This is a genomic window from Bradyrhizobium mercantei (assembly GCF_001982635.1).
Classification (GTDB): Bacteria; Pseudomonadota; Alphaproteobacteria; order Rhizobiales; family Xanthobacteraceae; genus Bradyrhizobium; species Bradyrhizobium mercantei.
On the sequence record NZ_MKFI01000005.1, the window covers coordinates 380,437 to 398,630 of the forward strand.

The 18,194-nt window shown below is 64.0% G+C and carries 18 protein-coding genes; 11 read left to right on the forward strand and 7 right to left on the reverse strand.

Annotated features, from left to right (window positions below):
• Positions 1 to 55: 55 nt before the first annotated feature.
• Together dnaA and rpsT are read right to left on the reverse strand one after the other, a co-directional pair.
• Positions 56 to 1,486: a chromosomal replication initiator protein DnaA gene (gene dnaA, locus BI327_RS24460; protein WP_076863730.1), complete on the reverse strand. Its 1,431-nt coding sequence runs from the start codon at positions 1,484 to 1,486 to the stop codon at positions 56 to 58.
• A 1,227-nt stretch (positions 1,487 to 2,713) separates the two neighbouring features.
• A complete protein-coding gene (gene rpsT, locus BI327_RS24465; protein ID WP_016842667.1) occupies positions 2,714 to 2,980 on the reverse strand; it encodes a 30S ribosomal protein S20 in 267 nt (88 codons plus the stop codon).
• A gap of 350 nt (positions 2,981 to 3,330) precedes the next feature.
• On the opposite strand from rpsT, the gene BI327_RS24470 reads away from it, so the two are divergent.
• The 3 genes from BI327_RS24470 (at position 3,331) to BI327_RS24480 (ending at position 5,350) form a co-directional block, all read left to right on the forward strand.
• Positions 3,331 to 3,648, forward strand: coding sequence for a hypothetical protein (locus BI327_RS24470; protein WP_021077660.1), 318 nt, complete (start codon positions 3,331 to 3,333; stop codon positions 3,646 to 3,648).
• A 114-nt stretch (positions 3,649 to 3,762) separates the two neighbouring features.
• Positions 3,763 to 4,422 carry a peptide-methionine (S)-S-oxide reductase MsrA gene (gene msrA, locus BI327_RS24475; protein ID WP_076863732.1) on the forward strand — a complete coding sequence of 220 codons (660 nt, stop codon included), beginning with the start codon at positions 3,763 to 3,765 and terminating at the stop codon, positions 4,420 to 4,422.
• Positions 4,423 to 4,600: 178 nt separating this feature from the next.
• Positions 4,601 to 5,350: a polysaccharide biosynthesis/export family protein gene (locus BI327_RS24480; RefSeq protein ID WP_076863734.1), complete on the forward strand. Its 750-nt coding sequence runs from the start codon at positions 4,601 to 4,603 to the stop codon at positions 5,348 to 5,350.
• A gap of 96 nt (positions 5,351 to 5,446) precedes the next feature.
• Here the strand turns inward: BI327_RS24480 and BI327_RS24485 are convergent, their stop codons facing one another.
• The 3 genes from BI327_RS24485 to BI327_RS24495 form a co-directional block, all read right to left on the reverse strand.
• Entirely contained in the window at positions 5,447 to 6,121 is a 675-nt protein-coding gene (locus BI327_RS24485; RefSeq protein ID WP_076863736.1) for a dienelactone hydrolase family protein, read from the reverse strand.
• Positions 6,122 to 6,253: 132 nt separating this feature from the next.
• Positions 6,254 to 6,592, reverse strand: a complete 339-nt coding sequence (locus tag BI327_RS24490) for a hypothetical protein (RefSeq protein WP_076863738.1) — start codon at positions 6,590 to 6,592, stop codon at positions 6,254 to 6,256.
• A gap of 11 nt (positions 6,593 to 6,603) precedes the next feature.
• Positions 6,604 to 7,380, reverse strand: coding sequence for an alpha/beta fold hydrolase (locus BI327_RS24495; RefSeq protein ID WP_076863740.1), 777 nt, complete (start codon positions 7,378 to 7,380; stop codon positions 6,604 to 6,606).
• Between the two features lie 288 nt (positions 7,381 to 7,668).
• On the opposite strand from BI327_RS24495, the gene BI327_RS24500 reads away from it, so the two are divergent.
• The 4 genes from BI327_RS24500 (at position 7,669) to BI327_RS24515 (ending at position 13,288) form a co-directional block, all read left to right on the forward strand.
• Positions 7,669 to 8,160 (forward strand): (2Fe-2S)-binding protein, encoded by a 492-nt coding sequence (locus BI327_RS24500; RefSeq protein WP_076863742.1) that lies wholly within the window; start codon positions 7,669 to 7,671, stop codon positions 8,158 to 8,160.
• Positions 8,157 to 10,442: a xanthine dehydrogenase family protein molybdopterin-binding subunit gene (locus BI327_RS24505; protein ID WP_076863743.1), complete on the forward strand. Its 2,286-nt coding sequence runs from the start codon at positions 8,157 to 8,159 to the stop codon at positions 10,440 to 10,442. Before BI327_RS24500 ends, BI327_RS24505 begins: the two co-directional genes overlap by 4 nt.
• A gap of 307 nt (positions 10,443 to 10,749) precedes the next feature.
• Complete coding sequence (locus BI327_RS24510; RefSeq protein WP_076863745.1) at positions 10,750 to 11,847, forward strand: HD-GYP domain-containing protein; 1,098 nt, start codon at positions 10,750 to 10,752, stop codon at positions 11,845 to 11,847.
• Between the two features lie 151 nt (positions 11,848 to 11,998).
• Complete coding sequence (locus BI327_RS24515) at positions 11,999 to 13,288, forward strand: cytochrome P450 (protein ID WP_076864270.1); 1,290 nt, start codon at positions 11,999 to 12,001, stop codon at positions 13,286 to 13,288.
• A 139-nt stretch (positions 13,289 to 13,427) separates the two neighbouring features.
• Here BI327_RS24515 and BI327_RS24520 read toward each other — a convergent pair whose 3' ends face one another.
• Together BI327_RS24520 and BI327_RS24525 are read right to left on the reverse strand one after the other, a co-directional pair.
• Positions 13,428 to 15,008 carry an AMP-binding protein gene (locus tag BI327_RS24520; protein WP_076863747.1) on the reverse strand — a complete coding sequence of 527 codons (1,581 nt, stop codon included), beginning with the start codon at positions 15,006 to 15,008 and terminating at the stop codon, positions 13,428 to 13,430.
• Positions 15,009 to 15,188: 180 nt separating this feature from the next.
• Positions 15,189 to 15,608 (reverse strand): VOC family protein, encoded by a 420-nt coding sequence (locus BI327_RS24525; RefSeq protein ID WP_076863749.1) that lies wholly within the window; start codon positions 15,606 to 15,608, stop codon positions 15,189 to 15,191.
• 218 nt (positions 15,609 to 15,826) lie between these two features.
• On the opposite strand from BI327_RS24525, the gene BI327_RS24530 reads away from it, so the two are divergent.
• The 4 genes from BI327_RS24530 to BI327_RS24545 all read left to right on the forward strand — a co-directional run bounded on the left by BI327_RS24530 (position 15,827) and on the right by BI327_RS24545 (position 18,190).
• Entirely contained in the window at positions 15,827 to 16,798 is a 972-nt protein-coding gene (locus tag BI327_RS24530) for a Bug family tripartite tricarboxylate transporter substrate binding protein (RefSeq protein ID WP_076863750.1), read from the forward strand.
• A gap of 174 nt (positions 16,799 to 16,972) precedes the next feature.
• Complete coding sequence (locus BI327_RS24535; protein WP_076863752.1) at positions 16,973 to 17,260, forward strand: DUF3551 domain-containing protein; 288 nt, start codon at positions 16,973 to 16,975, stop codon at positions 17,258 to 17,260.
• 97 nt (positions 17,261 to 17,357) lie between these two features.
• Positions 17,358 to 17,843 (forward strand): ArsR/SmtB family transcription factor, encoded by a 486-nt coding sequence (locus tag BI327_RS24540; protein WP_076863754.1) that lies wholly within the window; start codon positions 17,358 to 17,360, stop codon positions 17,841 to 17,843.
• The gene (locus BI327_RS24545; protein ID WP_089025573.1) at positions 17,843 to 18,190 is read left to right on the forward strand and encodes an SRPBCC family protein; all 348 of its coding nucleotides are present in this window, start codon (positions 17,843 to 17,845) and stop codon (positions 18,188 to 18,190) included. The genes BI327_RS24540 and BI327_RS24545 overlap by 1 nt, the downstream gene beginning before the upstream one ends.
• Positions 18,191 to 18,194 lie beyond the last annotated feature (4 nt).

Below are 18,194 nucleotides of genomic sequence, written 5' to 3' on the forward strand. Positions count from 1 at the left end.
TTAGCCCTCCCCTTTGGTTAAGGGGAGGGCCATGGAACGCGCAGACGCCTCCGCCTTATTCTTGGAGCTGACGCTTCAGCGATTCGACTTCCTCCGACAGCGTCGTGTCCTTGGCGACCAGTGCCTCAATCTTGCGCACGGCGTGCAGCACCGTGGTGTGGTCGCGGCCGCCGAACCTGCGGCCGATCTCCGGCAGCGAGCGCAGGGTCAGCGTCTTCGCCAGATACATCGCAACCTGGCGCGGGCGCACCACATTGGCGGTCCGGCGGGACGACAACAGGTCGGAGCGGCTGACATTGTACTGCCGGGCGACCACGCGCTGGATGTCCTCGATCTTGATCCGCTTCGGCTCCTGCGGGCGGATCAGGTCGCGCACCTCGCGCTCGGCCATCTCCAGCGTCACCGGCTGGTTGTTGAGCTTGGAGTGCGCCAGCAGGCGGTTGATCGCGCCTTCGAGGTCGCGGCCATTATGTGTGATGGTGCGCGCCAGATAGTCGAGCACCTCCTCCGGCACGTCGAACGTCGCATGGTGGGCGCGGGCCGCGGCAACGCGCGACTTCAGGATGCCGAGCCGCAGTTCCTCGCCGAGCGAGCCCATTTCGACCACGAGGCCGCCGGCGAGCCGCGAGCGCACGCGGTCATCGAGGCTTTCCAGATCCGACGGCGGACGGTCGGCCGCGATCACGACCTGGCGGCCGGCATCGATCAGCGCGTTCAGCGTGTGGCAGAACTCGGCCTGCGTCGACTTGCCCTGCAGGAACTGCAGATCGTCGATCACGAGCACGTCGATGCCGCGCAGCGCTTCCTTGAACGCCAGCGCGGTCTGCGTCTTCAGCGCCGCGACGAAGCCGTACATGAACTTCTCGGCGGTGAGATACAACACCTTGCGCTCGGCGCCGGAATTGCCGGCCCAGGTCACTGCCTGCAGCAGGTGCGTCTTGCCGAGGCCGACGCCGGCATGGATGTAGAGCGGGTTGAACATCACGGGATCGCCGCGGCGGCCTTCCGCGACCTGGCGCGCCGCCGCGTGGGCCAGCGTGTTGGAACGGCCGACGACGAAGCTTGCAAAGGTCAGGCGCGGATCGAGCGGCGAACCACCGAGGGCGTCATGGCCTGCTGACACCGGCGCGGTTGCAAACGAGCGCAGCTCGGGCGCGGGACGACCATCGTGGCGCTCGACGCGGCGCACTTCGACCGGGGCCGCCGCTTCCTTCACCGGTGCCATCGCGCGGATCGCGGAGCGCACGGTGAGATCGATCTTGTGTACCTCGGGCATCTCGGCCTGCCAGCAGGAGAGCACGCGGTCGGCATAATGCGCCTGGATCCAGCTCTTCAGGAACCGGGTCGGAACCGACAGGTGCACGCTCTCATCATGCACGCTCTCCAGATCCATCCGTGCGAACCAGCTCGTGTAAACGTCCTCGCCGACACTCGTCCGCAAACGTCCCTTCACCCGCGACCAGCGATCCTGTTCCGTGTTCGTCATTGCCTTCGTACTTTTCCAAAACTGAGAGATGATGATTGCGAAAGCGCCGCGCAGACTTCCTGCCACGGCGCGACCTCCAGCGGGCGCGGTCTGCTCCGGACAAAGCTCTCCCGTGTAGCGGCCATGCGCCACGCGACAGATCAGCTGTTTGGAGAAGATGCGTCCCGCGAGGTCAGCGCGTACTCGACGGTCGCTGCGGGTGAGAGCTGACGTCCGAGGGGTTGATTACGGCACCACGGGAGATCTGCATTTCAATTGTCGCTGGTTCGACTGCAGTGATGATACCGTAAGGCATAAGTCCTCCCCCTCCCACCGCGACGTATCGCGGCAAGTTGTCAGCTTGCTGGTGTCTTCAAAATCGAACTGCCGCTACCGAACACCAAAATGTCCGGCGCTTCGCCGCCGCCGTGCCGTCGTCAACCCGTTCACTTGCTCCGCGTTCCCCGCTGCCCGATTCCGACTGACGCCCTGGTCTCTCTTGTTCGATGCCCCAAATTGCCGGGGACATCGCCGGAGATATTTTGACACAGGTCGTCCGTCCTCATATCGCTATGAGCCGTCAATCTAGCTTCGCTTGGAAAGCGTCGCTAACGCACACACCGCCGCCGATTTGTGCGTCCGCCCTTGGGTCTCAAACCGCGCTGATCTGGAGAGCCGTGGACGTCGCGAACAAGAAATAAATACACCAAGCGCATTTTCTGACAATCCGTGGATTCGACGGGGATCGAGACTCTTCGCGACTGTTGCGGCGTTGCCGATGCTGAGTTGCGAAAGCAAGTTTTTGAATCACCGCACAGATTCGCGCGCGTCACAAACGACGGTGCAATACCAAAAATTTTTCATAGAAAATTTACATTTGGTCTCGCGCCGGTCATTTTTCCAATCGCTGAGCGGCGCTATGTGCATAAGTAATTCGCGAGACGTCATTTTTCTCGATTACTTTTGCAGGGTAACCCGCGTCGCAATTTTCGTCCCGACGCTGTGCGCTATTCCATCTATCCAGCTTAGTGCAGAACAATCTCTGGGCGAGTGCAGCGCGTTAAGCATATTAGCCGGTAGAACTACGGACGCGATGAAACATGACACGCCGTTCGTTGCTCGGCAACGCCGACTTGTTCTCGCGTTGTGAAACTTCCACGACAAAAGACGATGCAAAAATAAAAAGCCCGGCGCGAGCCGGGCTTCGTGACAAATGTGTTCTTCAGTCAGCTCGCGCGGCGAGCTGACTTACTTCGCGAGCTTGGCGATCCGCTGCGAGAGTCGCGACACCTTACGGCTCGCATTGTTCTTGTGAATGATGTTGCGCTGCGCTGCCTTCATCAGCTCGGGCTCGGCGCGGCTCATCGCCTTGAGTGCCGCTTCGCGGTCGCCGCTCTTGATCGCTTCCTCGACGGTGCGCACCGCGCCACGCATCTGCGTGCGGCGCGACTTGTTGACGATGGTGCGGCGGGCAATCTTGCGGGTCGCCTTCTTGGCGGAGGTGGTGTTGGCCATGGTTCTCTAACTGTCCTTCGGCGGTGATCGCTTGGTCGGGCTTGCGCGCACCGGCCGGTTCAAATCTCAACTCTGATGTATTGGGTGTCCTTGAGGCGGCCATGCAAAGAGCGCAAATTGCTGCCCCCGCATGCGGCACTGTCCAAAGAACAGCGGCGGCAGGATTGCGCCCGCCGCCATCGGCCGGTCTTATAGATGGCGCAGGCCATAGCGTCAACGCTTTCGGGACCGAAAAAAGGCCTGAAATCGGCCTCCAAGGGCCGGATAAGCCGCTGAAGAGGTTGAATTTCCGGGGGGCGCCCGGTAAGGCCTGACGACGCGTGGGGCGCGACAGGGAGTTTGGGTGACGCATGATCCGCGGCTTTTTCCGTCTGATCGGCCTTTTGCTGCTCGCTGGCAGCTTCATCTTCATGGTCTATGACGGGGCCCGCTACGTCGCCGACCAGAGCCTGCGGTTCACCCAGTTCGGCCAGTTCTGGAACGACATCCACCAGTCGAGCCAGCAGGCATTCCACGCCTGGGTGGATCGCTTCGCGCCCTGGCTCTGGAACGGTGTGATCCGGTTGCTTCTGGAGCAGCCGGTATTCGCGGTGCTCGGCATCGCCGGCATCCTGCTGATGATCCTGTTCCGGCCGCGCAAGCCGCTGATCGGCTACGCCCGCGACTGAGCTGGCCCGCGGCCCCGTAACGGGGCTGCCATCATTTGCGTAAGGACCTATATAGGTGACAGCCGGCCCGCAGGCCGCAGCCCGCGTCGGCCGATGTCCCGCCTGGAGGTATCCATGTTGTTCATGCGCAAGACCACCGCGTTGCCGAGCGCCGCCGAGGCGCTGCCGGGCCGCGCCACGCCGATCCCGACCGCGACCACCCATTTCGTCAACGGCAGCAAGTTGACGCCGCCTTATCCGCAAGGCCTCGAGCAGGCGGTGTTCGGGCTCGGCTGCTTCTGGGGCGCGGAGCGCAAGTTCTGGGAACTCGGCGACGGGATCTACACCACCGCGGTCGGCTATGCCGGCGGTCACACGCCGAACCCGACCTATGAGGAGGTGTGCTCGGGACGCACCGGCCACACCGAAGTGGTGCTGGTCGTGTTCGACCCGAAGAAGATCTCCTACGAGAAGCTCCTGAAGACGTTCTGGGAGAACCACAACCCGACGCAGGGCATGCGCCAGGGCAACGACATCGGCACGCAGTATCGCTCCGCGATCTACACCTTCAGCGACGCGCAGCGCAAAGCCGCAGACGAGTCGCAGGCGATGTACCAGAAGGCGCTCGCCGCCAAGGGCCTCGGCGCGATCACGACGGAAATCGCACCATCAGGCGAATTCTACTTCGCCGAAGATTATCACCAGCAGTACCTCGCCAAGAATCCGGCGGGCTATTGCGGGCTCGGCGGCACCGGCGTGTCCTGCCCGATCGGCGTCGGCGTTACCGCCGCCTGATCTCCGCGCAAGCGCTTCGCGTTTGTCGCGAGGGAAAACCGGTTCCCGCTTTTCCGGATCATGCCTTAAATCGCGAGGGGGGCCGGACTTTCCGGCTCCCCACCCGGACCGCGAAAACCCTTTATTAACCATAAGTGGTGCAAGACTGGGCCTGTCTCGCCGTTGAGGGATAGGTCCGGTGCCGGTTGCACGCGCGTTACGATTGCCGATCACTGCCGTTGTGGCTGCGCTCGCGCTGTCTGGCTGCATGAGCACGTCCGGTCCGGTTGCCGTCGGCCCGCAAGGTGTCGACGCCGTCACCTATGGCCCGGCTTACGCACCCGCTCCGGTTGCCGATGCAGGCGGCGGTGGTGCGATCAGCGCATTGCGTTCCGCCTTCGCCAGCGCTTCCCCTGGATATGGCTATGCCGCGCCGGTCCCCGCCCCGGTCGTTTACGCCGCCGCACCAGGTGGGCCCGCCGGTTACGACAATGGCTATCATCTCGGCCCGGGCGACAAGCTCCGCGTCGTGGTCTATGGCCAGGAAGGCCTGACCAACTCCTATGCGATCGACGCCGCGGGCGCGATCACCATGCCGCTGATCGGCTCGGTGCCGGCACGCGGCCGCACGCCGGCCGGGCTCGCCGGTGAAATCTCGGCGCGGCTGCGCAACGGCTTCATCCGCGAGCCTTCGGTGGCGGTCGAGATCGAATCCTACCGGCCGTTCTTCATCCTGGGCGAAGTCCAGGCTCCCGGCCAATATCCCTATGTGCCGAACATGACCGTCGAGAGCGCGGTCGCGATTGCCGGCGGCTTCTCGCCACGCGCCAAGCGCGACGGCGTGACGCTGACGCATACGGATGCGTCCGGCTCCGGCCGCTTCGTGGTGCCGCTTGGCACACCGATGAGCCCGGGCGATACGGTGTTCGTCGGCGAGCGCTGGTTCTGACCACCGCTCGTCATGCGCGGGCTTGACCCGCGCATCCATCCGACAAGACTCTTCCGAAGGCGGTAGATTGCCGGGTCAAGCCCGGCAATGTCGGCGCTACCTCTTCAAATGCTTCGCGAAAAATTCCATGCTGCGCGGCCAGGCGATCTCGGCGCTCGCCTTGTCGTAGCTTGCCCGCTCGTCGCAATGGAAGCCGTGCTGTGCGCCGGGATAGATGAAGACCTCGACCTCGGGCCGCTTCGACTTGATGGTCTCGACATCGCTCAGGGGAATGCCGGCATCCTTCTCGCCGAAATGCAGTTGCGTCGGCACCGCCGGCTTGTCGTCGGCGAAGCGGATGATGGCGCCGCCGTAATAGCCGATCGCGGCGGAGAGCCCGGAGAGCTTGGTGGCGGCGGCATAGGCGATGCTGCCGCCGAGGCAGAAACCGATGATGCCGACCGGCCCGACCGATTTCACCGCGTCGATCGCGGCCTGGCTGTCACGCAGCATCGCGGCAAAGTCCGGATTGGCGACGAACTTGCGTGCCTCGGCGACTTCATCGGGCGAGTAGCCGCTCTGGAAGTTCGGCGTGATGCGGTCGAAGATCGAGGGCGCAACCGCGACATAGCCTTCCTTCGCCAGCCGGTCGCACACCGAGCGGATGTGGTGATTGACGCCGAAGATCTCCTGGATCACGACGACAGCGCCCATCGTCGCGCCGGCAGGATCCGCACGATAGGCGTCGAGTTCAAATCCGTCCGAAGCCTTGAGCTTGATGTCTTGTCCCATGGTCCATCCTTGTCATGTTGGGGGTTGCATGAAGGTCTTGGCGAGGAAGCCTGTTGTTTGAGCATGATCTCCGCGCCAACGCTGCGCGTTCGTCGCGAGGGAAAACCGCTTTGCACTTTTCCGGATCATGCTCTAGCGCCACATCCAGTTCTCGCCCCAGTCGGCCTTCCAGCCGGTCAGCCGATGCCTGCGGAATTGCAGGAAGAGACGATCGTGGTGCGGGAATAGCCCGCTGCCGCCGAGGTCGCGGAAGGTCAGGAAGATCTCGTTGCCGGGCCGTCCGCTGACATAGGTGAAGGGCGTGCCGAGCGCGCGTTGCGCATCCACGACGCCCATGCCGAACACCAGCGGCGTGGTGTTCGACAGCGTCGCGGGAAAAGCCGATGGAGGTCCGCCGAACGGCGGCAGCCTTTCGGCGCTCGCTTCCGTCGCGGCCACGGTCAGCAACAAGGCGGCGGCGATCGTCTTCATGGCTTGATCCTCTATTGCGCCTTGCCCGCCTCGAGGCCGTCCAGGAACGGCAGCACGGCGGCGATGAAGGCCTGCGGCTGGTCGATGTTGACGGCATGGCCGGCGTGCGGGATCACCGCCTTTTGTGCGCCGGGAATCTTCGCCGCCATGTAGTCGGACGCCGCCAGGAACGGCGTGTCGTCGGCTCCGACCACAACCAATGCTGGCACATTGATCGCGGGCAGCGACTCGATCACCCGTGCGTCGCGCTGCGCCAGCATGCCGCGCGCGGCGAGGGCCAGCCCCTTGGCGTTGCGATGGGTGACCGACGCGCGCTCGGCGCTGAGCGACTTCAGCACCTCGAGCCCTTCGCGATCGAAGCGATCGCCGGTGTCGCGGGCGCGCTGGTTCCAGATCTCGCGGGCGTCGTCCTTCTTGAATCCCGGACCGGTGTCGATGATCAAGAGCGCGCGCACCCGCTCCGGATGGGCGCGATGGAAGGCAAGCGACATGTAGCCGCCGAGCGACAGGCCGCCGACGATCGCCTTGTCGGCGCCGGCGGCGTCGAGCAGGGCGGCGATGTCGCCGACCGTCAGGGCTTCGCTGTAGGCATCCGGATCGTCGGGATAGTCGGACTGGCCGTGCCCGCGCATGTCCCAGAGAATGAGCTTGTGTTGCTTCGACAGCGCCTCGATTTGGCCCTGCCACATCGCCGAGGTCGACGAATAGCCGTGGGTGAGAATCAGAGGCGGGCCGCTGCCGTGGATCTCATAGTAGATATCGACGCCGCTGCGGTTGAGCTTGGCCATTGACGGGCTCCTTCTGTTGTCGATGTCAGGTCCGGCAGCGCTACCGACCTTGGTAGGAGTGATCGATACGGCATCAGTACTGGCATTTCAAAAGCTTCATGCCGTTGCCGCATCGCACAACAAGCAGTTTCCGAAATTTATTCTTTTCGAGCAATTCCAAATTGGATTGCCACCAGCCGGGAACCGGATCATTGTTTCGGCAACTGTTCGCTTACCCGGTGGGCGGCAGCCATGACCCAAAAGTGAGTTGCCGCCGTAAGCGGCTTCCGACACCGGAAGGGGAGAGAGATGCCAAATCTCAATATCAACGGACGGAATATGTCCGTCGAGGCGGCCAGTGATACGCCGCTGCTTTGGGTCATCCGCGAGCAATTGCAGATGACGGGCACCAAATTCGGTTGCGGCGCCGGTCTCTGTGGCGCCTGCACGGTTCACCTCAACGGCGAAGCGGTGCGGTCCTGCCAGACCTCCGTCGCCGACGCCGTCGGCAAGAAGATCACCACCATCGAAGGCCTCTCCGCCAAGGGCGATCATCCCCTGCAGAAGGCCTGGGTCGCCGAGCAGGTGCCGCAATGCGGCTACTGCCAGTCCGGCCAGATCATGCAGGCAGCCGCGCTGCTGTCGAAGAACACCAACCCGACGAAGGAAGAAGTGGTCGCGCATATGGACGGCAATCTCTGCCGCTGCATGACCTATTCACGAATTCAGAAGGCGATCATGCGTGCTGCGTCCGACATGCGCACCGCATCGGCCACCGGATCCGAGCGGAGGGCCACATGAACAAGCACGTGAAGAATCTCGCTCCCGAGACGAGCGACCTCAGCCGCCGCTCCTTCCTGGTCGGCACCGCTGCAACCGGTCTCGTGCTCGGCTACGCCGCGTCGGGCATCGATCAGGCGCTCGCAGCGCCCGCGCCCGCCAATTTCGAGCCGAGCGTCTGGTATTCGATCGCGCCTGATGGTCTCGTCACCGTGACCTGCGGCAAGGCCGACATGGGCCAGCACGTCGCCTCGACCATGGCGCAGATCGTGGCCGAAGAGCTCGGCGCGAACTGGAAGGACATGCGGGTCCAGCTCGCCTCCAACGATCCGAAGTTCAACGATCCCGTGCTGGGCGCGCAGATCACCGGCGGCAGCTGGTCGACGATGATGAACTTCGACGCCATGAGCCGCGCCGGCGCGGCCGGCCGTATCGCGCTGAGCGAGGCGGCGGCGGCCTCCATGGGCGTGCCGGCCAGCGAGCTGGTGGTGCGCGCATCCACGATCAGCCATCCGAAGTCGAAGAAGTCGATGTCGTTCGCCGAAGTGGTGAAGAGCGGCAAGGCGACCAAGACGTTCACGGCTGACGATCTGAAGGCGATCAAGCTGAAGACGGCCGACCAGTACACCATGATCGGCGTCTCGGTGCCGCAGCTCGACATCCCGTTGAAGGTCAACGGCACGGCCAAATACGGCATCGACGTGATGCTGCCGGGCATGGTCTACGGCGCGCTGGTCACCCCGCCGGTGCGCTACGGCGCAACCGTGAAGTCGGTCGACGACTCCGCGGCCAAGAAGGTGCCGGGCTTCATCAAGGCCGTCACCCTGGACGACAAGACCACCACCACGACCGGTTGGGTCGTCGCGGTCGCCAACACCTACGCCAACGCCAAGAAGGCGGCGGCGGCGCTGAAGATCGCCTATGACGGCGGCCCGAACGCCAAACTGTCGAGCGAATCGCTGCTCACCGAAGCCAAGCGGCTTCAGGGACTGAGCGATTCCGGCCAGTTCTTCGTCAAGGACGGCGATCCGAATGCGGCGTTCGGCTCGGCGGCCAAGGTGCTGGAGGCAGAGTACACCACCAACATCAACATCCACGCGCCGATGGAGCCGATGAACGCCACCGCGGAGTTCAAGGGCGACATCCTGCACATCTATTCCGGCAACCAGTTTGCGACGCGCTCCGGCGCGATTGCGGCCGGCGCCGCCGGGATCGATCCGAAGTTCGTGGTGATGCACCAGATGTGGCTGGGCGGCGGCTTCGGCCGGCGTCTCGACGCCGACATGATGGTGCCCGCGGTGCAGGCGGCGAAAGCCACAGGCAAGCCGGTCAAGGTCATCTACACGCGCGAAAACGACATGACGATGGATTTCTCGCGTCCGCTGACCTACCAGAAAGTAAAGGCCGGCATGGACGGCGACGGCAAGATCGTCGCGTTGAGCCATGACGTGGTCTCGGCCTGGCCGACCGCGCGCTGGGGGATCCCTGATTTCCTCACGCCGTCGGTCGACAAGAAAGGCCCGCTCGATTCCTTCACCGTGAACGGCGCGGACTTCTTCTACACCGTGCCCAATCACTATGTGCGGGCGATCAAGAACGAGATGGCGCACAACGCCACCCCGTCGGGTCAGCTCCGTTCGGTGGCGCCGGGATGGACGTTCTGGGCGGTCGAAAGCATGATCGACGAGATCGCGCATGCGACCGGCAAGGACCCGGCGCAGCTGCGCATCTCGCTGCTCGACGGCAAGGGCAAGAATGACGGCGGCGCGCAGCGTCTCCGCAACACCTTGCTCGCTGCGATGGGTCTCGCCGGCTACGGCACCAAGCAGCTGCCCAAGGGCGAAGGCATGGGCGTGGCCTGCGTGTCGTCGCAGGAGCGCGCCACGGCGAGCTGGACCGCCTGCGTCGCCCATGTCGCGGTCGCCCCGTCGGGCGAAGTGACGGTGAAGAAGCTGACGGTTGCGACCGACGTTGGTACGCAGGTCAATCCCGATGGCATCCGCGCCCAGGTCGAGGGCGCGGCGCTGTGGGGCATGTCCCTGGCGCTGTTCGAGAAGGCGACGTTGAAGGACGGCGGCATCGAGCAGACCAACTTCGACAGCTACACGCCACTTCGGATGAGCCAGCTGCCGGAAGTTGCGGTCAACGTCATCGCCAATGGCGAGAAGGCGACCGGCGTCGGCGAGCCCGCAGTGACGGTGGTGGCGCCGGCGATCGGCAATGCCGTCTTCAATGCGGTCGGCGCCCGCGTCCGCGGCCTGCCGATCACCGCGGAAGCGGTGAAGGCGGCAATGAAAGCGTAAGATAAGGGCCCTGAACGACCCGAACGATGAAGACGCCGGAGAGCGACAAGCTCTCCGGCGTTTTCGCTTGCTCGATGCGTCCGACGAACGGAAGCATCAAGTATCTTCGACGTTCCAAAAATTCATGATTGGCCGACGATGCGTCCGGCGACGTTCAATTTCGGCGAACCTGATTTTGCTGGCGGATTTGACGATCGTTCAAATTGTATCCATTGCGCTCAGCCGCCGTTCAGCATCCCCATTAAGTTGGAGGGAACGCATCGTCAGGTAGCGTCCCAGCGTCGGTCGTTACCGCGACGGGGATGTCATGACTGCCTTAGCCAATAACCAGACTTCGAAGCGCCGTCTCCTTCTGGCGTCAGATCGAAGCGATCAAAGCAACGAACTCGCCAGCATCCTGCGCTCGGTCGGCGAGGTCGATACCGTTCTGACGTCGGATATTCCCGAGCAGCCGGCCCACGATCTCTCCGGTATCGTCGTCGACATCAATCTGCGCTCGCCCGAGGCCGTGCAGCTGGTTCGCGCCAAGCTGCAGGCCGATGCCTATCGCGAGATGCCGCGGCTGTTCGTGCTGGCGGACGCGCTGCACCACGCCTCGATGCAGGCCTGGGCGCTCGGCGCCACCGACACGATCTCGCGGCCGTTCGATGCGCGCGGCCTCCTGCAGCGCATCCGTGCCGCGTTTCCCGACAACAGCGGCTACGACGAGACCGACCGCGGCAAGGCGCTCAACCGCGGCGTCGAAGCCGCGCACGGCGTGATGGTCAAGATGTTCGAGCGGATGCGCGCCGGCGAGCCGCTGAAGTTCGAGGACATCGTCGCCGCTGAAAACAAGATCCTGAAGGCGATCAAGCACAATTCGCTGCGTGAGTGGCTGACCACGGTCGGCTGCCATCACCAGGAGACCTATCGCCACTGCTTGTTCGTAACCGGCTTTGCGGTCGCGTTCGCGCAGCATCTCGGCATGCGCGACGACGATCAGCGCCGGCTCGCCCGCGCCGCGCTGCTGCATGATGTCGGCAAGGCGTTCGTTCCGGTCGCGCTGCTCGACAAGCCCGGCGCGCTGACGGTCGAGGAGATGGCCGAGATGCGCGAGCATCCGCGCCGCGGCTACGAGGCGCTGTCGGCGCAGGGCGGCTTCCCGCCGGAAATGCTCGACGTCATTCTGCACCATCACGAATTCCTCGACGGCACCGGCTATCCGAACGGCCTCAGCGGCAACCAGATCAGCGACATCGTCCGCGTCACGACGATCGTCGATGTCTATGCCGCCCTCGTCGAGAAGCGCGCCTACCGGCTGCAGTTCACCCACGCCAAGGCGTTCTCCATGATGGAGGAGATGGGTGGCAAGCTCGACCAGCAATTGCTGCAGGCGTTCCGCCCGGTGGCGTTCGGGCATTATTGAGGCCTCGCGGCATTTGCCGTCATTGCCGTCACGCCGCGCCATGTCGTTTGTGACGACGCCTTTAGCCAATCAACGCAAGTCCGCGTCCTTGACCCCGCCTAGATTCCGGCGATCATCGGCATGACCGATGACGGGACAGGTGAGGACGATCATGAACACGGCAACGACCGGGGATCTCGACATCCCCGCCGACATCGCGGCAACCCTCGTCGATCCCGTCGCCTATGCCGACGACCGCATCCACGACAGCTATCGCTGGCTGCGCGCCAACAATCCGCTCGGGATCGCGCGGACCGAGAAGTTCGATCCGTTCTGGGTGGTGACCAAGCACGCGCACATCCAGGCGATCAGCCGGCAGAACGACCTGTTCCACAATGCCGACCGGCCGACCACGCTGACGACGCAGGCGCTCGAGGAGCGCGTCCGCAAGATCACCGGCACCCCCAATCTGGTGCGCTCGCTGGTGCAGATGGACGCACCCGACCATCCGAAATACCGCGCGCTGACCCAGGGCTGGTTCATGCCGAATAATCTCGGCAAGTTCGAAGCCCGCGTCCGCGAGATCGCGCGCGCCACGGTGCAGCGCATGCTCGATCGCGGCGGCGCCTGCGATTTCGTCGAGGACGTCGCGCTCGGCTATCCCCTGCACGTCATCATGGAAATCCTCGGCGTGCCCGAGGCGGACGAGCCGCGCATGCTCAAGCTGACGCAGGAATTGTTCGGCCCGCAGGACCCCGACACCGCGCGCGTCCGCGACGCGCTGAGCGCGGAGCAGGTCTCCGTGATGTTGCAGGCGATCATCGCCGACTTCTCCGCCTATTTCCGCAAGATCACCGAGGAGCGCCGGCAGAATCCGCGCGACGATCTCGCCACCGTCATTGCCAATGCGAAGATCGGCGGCGACTACATGCCGGAGCATGATCAGACCAGCTATTACATGATCGTCGCGACCGCGGGCCACGACACCACCTCATCCTCGACCGCGGGTGCGATCTGGGCGCTGGCGAGGGACCCCGCGGAATTCGCCAAGGTGAAGGCCAATCCGGAATTGATCCCGGGCCTGGTCGACGAGTCGATCCGATGGATGACGCCGGTCAAGCATTTCATGCGCTCGGCCACTGCGGATACCGAGCTCGGCGGCCGCAAGATCGCCAAGGGCGACTGGCTGATGCTGTGCTACGCCTCGGGCAACCGCGACGAGGAGGTGTTCGAGGAACCCGATCGCTTCCGCAGCGACCGCAAGCCCAACCGCCACGTCGCGTTCGGCTATGGCGCCCATCTCTGCCTTGGCCAGTATCTGGCGAAGCTCGAGATGCGCATCCTGTTCGAGGAACTGCTGCCGCATTTGAAATCGCTCTCGCTCGACGGCGAGGTGAAGATGACGCAGGCCTATTTCGTCAACGGCCCGAAGAAGCTGCCGATCCGGTTCGAGGTGAGTTGATATCTATCCGTCATTGCGAGGAGCGGAGCGACGAAGCAATCCATGCTTCGGCATATGCGGAGCGAATGGATTGCTTCGCTGAGCCTGTCATCCGGCGGCGCTTCGTGCCGACCGGGTGGCTCGCAATGACGGAGAAACGTCACTCCAGCATCTTCCGCAGCTCTGCCTTCGCGACCTTCTCCAGCGTCGAGCGCGGCATCTCGTCGACGAAGCGGATCTCGCGGGGCACCTTGAAGTCGGCGAGCGCGGCGCGGCACGCGGTCATGACCTTGTCGTGCAGATCGGCCGGCAAGGACGCGACGCCGGCCTGCGGGATGATGAAGACGACCGGCACCTCGTCCAGCATCGGATGCTTCTTCGCCACCACGGCGGCCTCGCGGACGCCCGGTACCACCGCGATCACCTGCTCGATCTCGGAGGCCGCGACATTCTCGCCGCCGACCTTCAGCATGTCCTTGGAGCGATCGCCGAACTTGATATAGCCGTGCTCCAGCATCGTGACGCGGTCGCCGGTGATGAAATAGCCGTGCTCGTCAAAACTCTCGCGCGTGGCCGTCTCGTTGTGCAGATATTCGGCGAACAGCGACAGGCGGGGAATGCCCTTGATCAGCAGATTGCCGGTCTCGCCGACGCCGGTCGCCGTGCCGTCATCATTGGTAATGCGGATTTCGTATTCCGGCGCGGCGCGGCCGATCGACATCGGCGTGTTCGGCTGATCGACCTCGCCGATGATGCCGTGGGTGATGGTCTCGGTCATGCCCCACCAGCCGATGATCTTGATGCCGAACACCGCGAATGGCGGCGGATCGTTCACGGCGGTGCCCCAGAGCCGGAACTTGTGGTGCTTCGGCACCTCGTGCTCGAGCAGCGCCTTCATGCAGAACGGGATCGTCGAGGTCCAGGTCGAGCCGTGCTCGAGTGCCACCGGCCAGAAGCGGCTCGCCGAGAAGCGCGGCTGGATCACGCAGGTCGCTCCGACCCACAGGCTCGCCAGCATCGAATAGGCCAGCGCGTTGGTGTGGAACAGCGGCAGATAGGTCTGGTGCACGTCAAAGGCGTGCAGGTCCTGATGCGCGGCGTTGATCTTGGCGCCCCACAGCGCGTTTGCATGCGTCCACAACACCGCCTTCGGCCGCGACGTGGTGCCGGACGTGTACTGCACGCTGCAGGGCGCGAGCGGATCGGTCGGGCGGCGCGGCCGGTCGGCGCTGTCGGCAAACAAGGCCTCAAAGCTGTCGCCAAACGCGGGCGCCTGGGCCGGTGCCTGCCCCGCATCATGCGAGGTCACCGCGATCCAGCGCAGCCCCTTGCAATTGGCTGATATCAATTCGGCATAGGCCGGCTGGGTGATCGCGGCAACCGCGCCGCAATGGCCGGCGAAATATTCGATCTCGGCTGCCGCCGAGCGGGTGTTGGTGGTGACCGCGACGGCGCCGAGCTCGACGCAGGCGAACCACGACATGATCGCCTCGATGCAGTTATCGAGGTGGATCAGCACATAATCGCCTTGCCTGATGCCGCGTTTGACGAGGCCCGCGGCCAGCGCGCCGACGCTTTCGTGGAATTCGCCGTAGCTCCAGCGCCGCGCCGGTGCGTCGAACGGCGCCCAGATCAGGAATGGATGATCGCGGCGTACCTCGGCGCGCATTTTGAGCAGCCACGGCACGTCGAGTCCCGCAAACGGTCCGACGATGCCCGGCACCGGCTTTGAATTGCTCATATGTCCTCCCGCGCAGCCTTGCCGGCCGCCATTGGTCTTGGTTGGGAGCAGTTCTGCCATCGGTGTGCGCCGAGAGCAAATCGGGATTTGACGCGGCCTACGCAATCCGTTCCGCCGCGCGGAAGGCATCGATTGCTTCGCTCATCGGGCGCGCTGCGCGTTCGCAATGACGAACGAGAGTTACGTTACATCCCGCTCATACGACGAGATCTCGATCAGGCTGCCGTCGGGGTCGCGGCAATAGACCGAGCGCAGCGTGCCGCGCGCGCCCTGCTTGGCCACCGGGCCTTCCTCGATCCTGACGCCATTGGCCTTCAGATGCGCGACCACTTCCTCAGGGGTGCTCGAGGTGAGAAAGCAGAGATCGTCGCTGCCGGCGGCTTCATGATCGGCGGTGAACCAGTCCACCTTGTCGGCATCGTACGGCCGCACGTTGATCTTCTGATTGCCGAATACCAGCGAGGTGCGCGGTGTCTTGCCCTTGCCGGGGTCGAACACCTTCACCTCCATGCCGAGGATCCTGCTGTACCAGGCAACCGAGCGCACGACATCGGTGACGTTGATCACGAGATGGTCGAGCCCATTCACCTTGACGGACATGATCGATCCTCTTCGGTCCAGAGCGTTTTCGAGCGAGGTGGACACCGGTTCGCGTGAAGAAAACGCGTCATAACAAGATTGCAGCTTAGCCTTTCGTCGCGGTCGGTGGCGCACGTGTCGCACTGGCCGCTTCAGACATTGTTTGTTAAAACCGCGCCGCACGCAACGCAACAGAAACGGGCAGGGCGCCAAACCCTGCTGGATCGGGGAGAGACTTCATGATTTCACGCCGCACCGCGCTAGGCCTGATCGGGTCGGGGATTTCGACATTCGCGATCGGCCGCGCGTCCGCAGCCGACTATCCGGCGCGGCCGGTGCGCTGGATCGTGGGCTATCCGCCGGGCGGCGCCACCGACATCATCGCGCGCCTGATCGGGCAGCGGCTGTCGGAGAAGCTCGGGCAGCAATTCGTGATCGAGAACAAGCCGGGCGCCGGCAACAATATCGGCACCGAGGCCGCGATCAATGCCGAGCCGGACGGCTACACCGTGCTGCTGGTCAATCCGGCGAACTACATCAATGCCTCGCTCTACGCCAATCTGAAGTTCAACTTCGTGCGCGACGTCGCGCCGGTTGCGTCCTTCAACCGCGTACCGAACGTGATGACAGTCAACAAGGACGTCCCGGCCAAGACCGTCGCCGAGTTCATCGACTATGTGAAGGCCAATCCCGGCAAGGTGAACATGGCCTCCTCCGGCAACGGCACCTCGGTGCATCTGTCCGGCGAGATGTTCATGTCGATGACCGGCTGCAAGATGCAGCATGTGCCGTATCGCGGCGCTGCGCCTGCGATCACCGACATGCTCGGCGGCCAGGTGCAGGTGATCTTCGACAACATGCCCTCGATCATCCAGCACATCCGCTCCGGCTCGCTGCGCGCGCTCGGCGTGACGACCACGGAGCGCTCCTCGCAATTGCCCGACGTGCCGGCGATCGCCGACACCGTGAAGGGCTATGAGGCGAGCGCGCTGTTCGGCATGGGTGCGCCGAAGAACATGCCGAAGGAGCTGATCGCCAAGCTCAACACCGAGATCAACGCCATCCTCGCCGAGCCCGACATGAGGAAGCGCCTGGTCGAGCTCGGCGGCGACTCGCTGATTCAGACGCCGGAAGCGTTCGGCAATGACATCAAGGCCGAGACCGACAAGTGGAAGAAGGTGGTCGAGTTCGCCGGCCTCAAGGTCGAATAGACTCCGGGCTGAACACCAGCGGGACAAGTCCAGCCGCAAGGCGCAGACTTGTCTCGCATCCGGCTTCTAAAAATTGAGTGTCCTTGAGGTCGAATAAGATGGCATTCAGGAACCTAACCCGATATGCCGCGCTTGATTGACTGTGGCATCTTGAGAGTCGGAACGGGTTGGGTCATGCGCACATCGCGATTGGCAGTGCTTGTCTTGGGAACGATGACGCTTGCCGGAGCGGCGAGCGTCACGCGCGCGTCCGCCGATCCTTATGACTATCCGTGGTGCGCGCAGGGGCCGAGCCTCGGCTATCCCGGCGAGTGCGCCTATCGCACCTACCAGCAGTGCCAGGCCAGCGTGTCGGGCCGCTATCTTGCTTGCGGCGAAAATCCGCGCTTTCTGTTTCGCGAGCCGCCGCCTCCGCCGCCGCGCCGCCATCATCGTCGGCACCGGACCGTCTACCCCGACTAGCAGTCTTCAGAGCCAGCTCCGCGCAGGGCGGTCCATCGTCGCGCGATCGTGAGCGGGCGCGCTTGACGCCGCGCCGTTTGCGCCTATACTAAACCACATGGTTAAGTATCAGGACGAGACGCTGGACCGCACCTTTGCGGCGCTGTCAGACCCCACCCGTCGCGCGCTGCTGGCGCGGCTTGGCGAGCAGGACGGCCTGTCGGTGAGCGAACTGGCGCAGCCATTCGCGATGTCGTTGCCCGCGATCATGAAGCATCTCGACGTGCTGACGGATGCGGGTCTCGTGGCGCGCGAAAAGACCGGCCGCACGGTGGCGTGCCGGCTCACGGCGCGGCCGATGGAGCAGGCGATGAACTGGCTCAATCGCTACGCGCAATTCTGGTCCGACAATCTCGACCGCCTTGCTGCCTTTGTGGAGGAAGATCCATGGCCAACAAATCCGCAGTCGCCGCCGACGCCGGCCTCACCGCGCGTCCAAATCTCCCGCGTCCAAATCTCCCGCGTCCAAGCCTCACCCTCACGCGGCGCCTCCGCGCCAAGCCGGAAAAAGTCTACGCCGCGTGGACCGAGCCGGAAAACCTAGTGCAGTGGTTCGGGCCGGGCCAGGTCAAGCCCGGTACGACGCAGGCCGAACTCGATGTCCGCGTCGGGGGCCGCTACCGGATCAAGTTCACCGGCTCGAACGGCGAATATCACGAGGTCGGCGGCATCTATCGCGAGGTGGTGCCGAACCAGACGCTCGTATTCAGCTGGGCCTGGCATTCGACGCCGGAGCGCGAGTCGGAAGTGACGGTGTCGATCAAGCCCGATGCCGGCGGCACGTTGCTGACGTTCCATCACGCGCAGTTCGTCGACGAGACTGCGCGCGACAATCACCAGCGCGGCTGGACCGAGTTCCTCGGCAATCTGGAACAGTACGTCAACGCCTGACCTG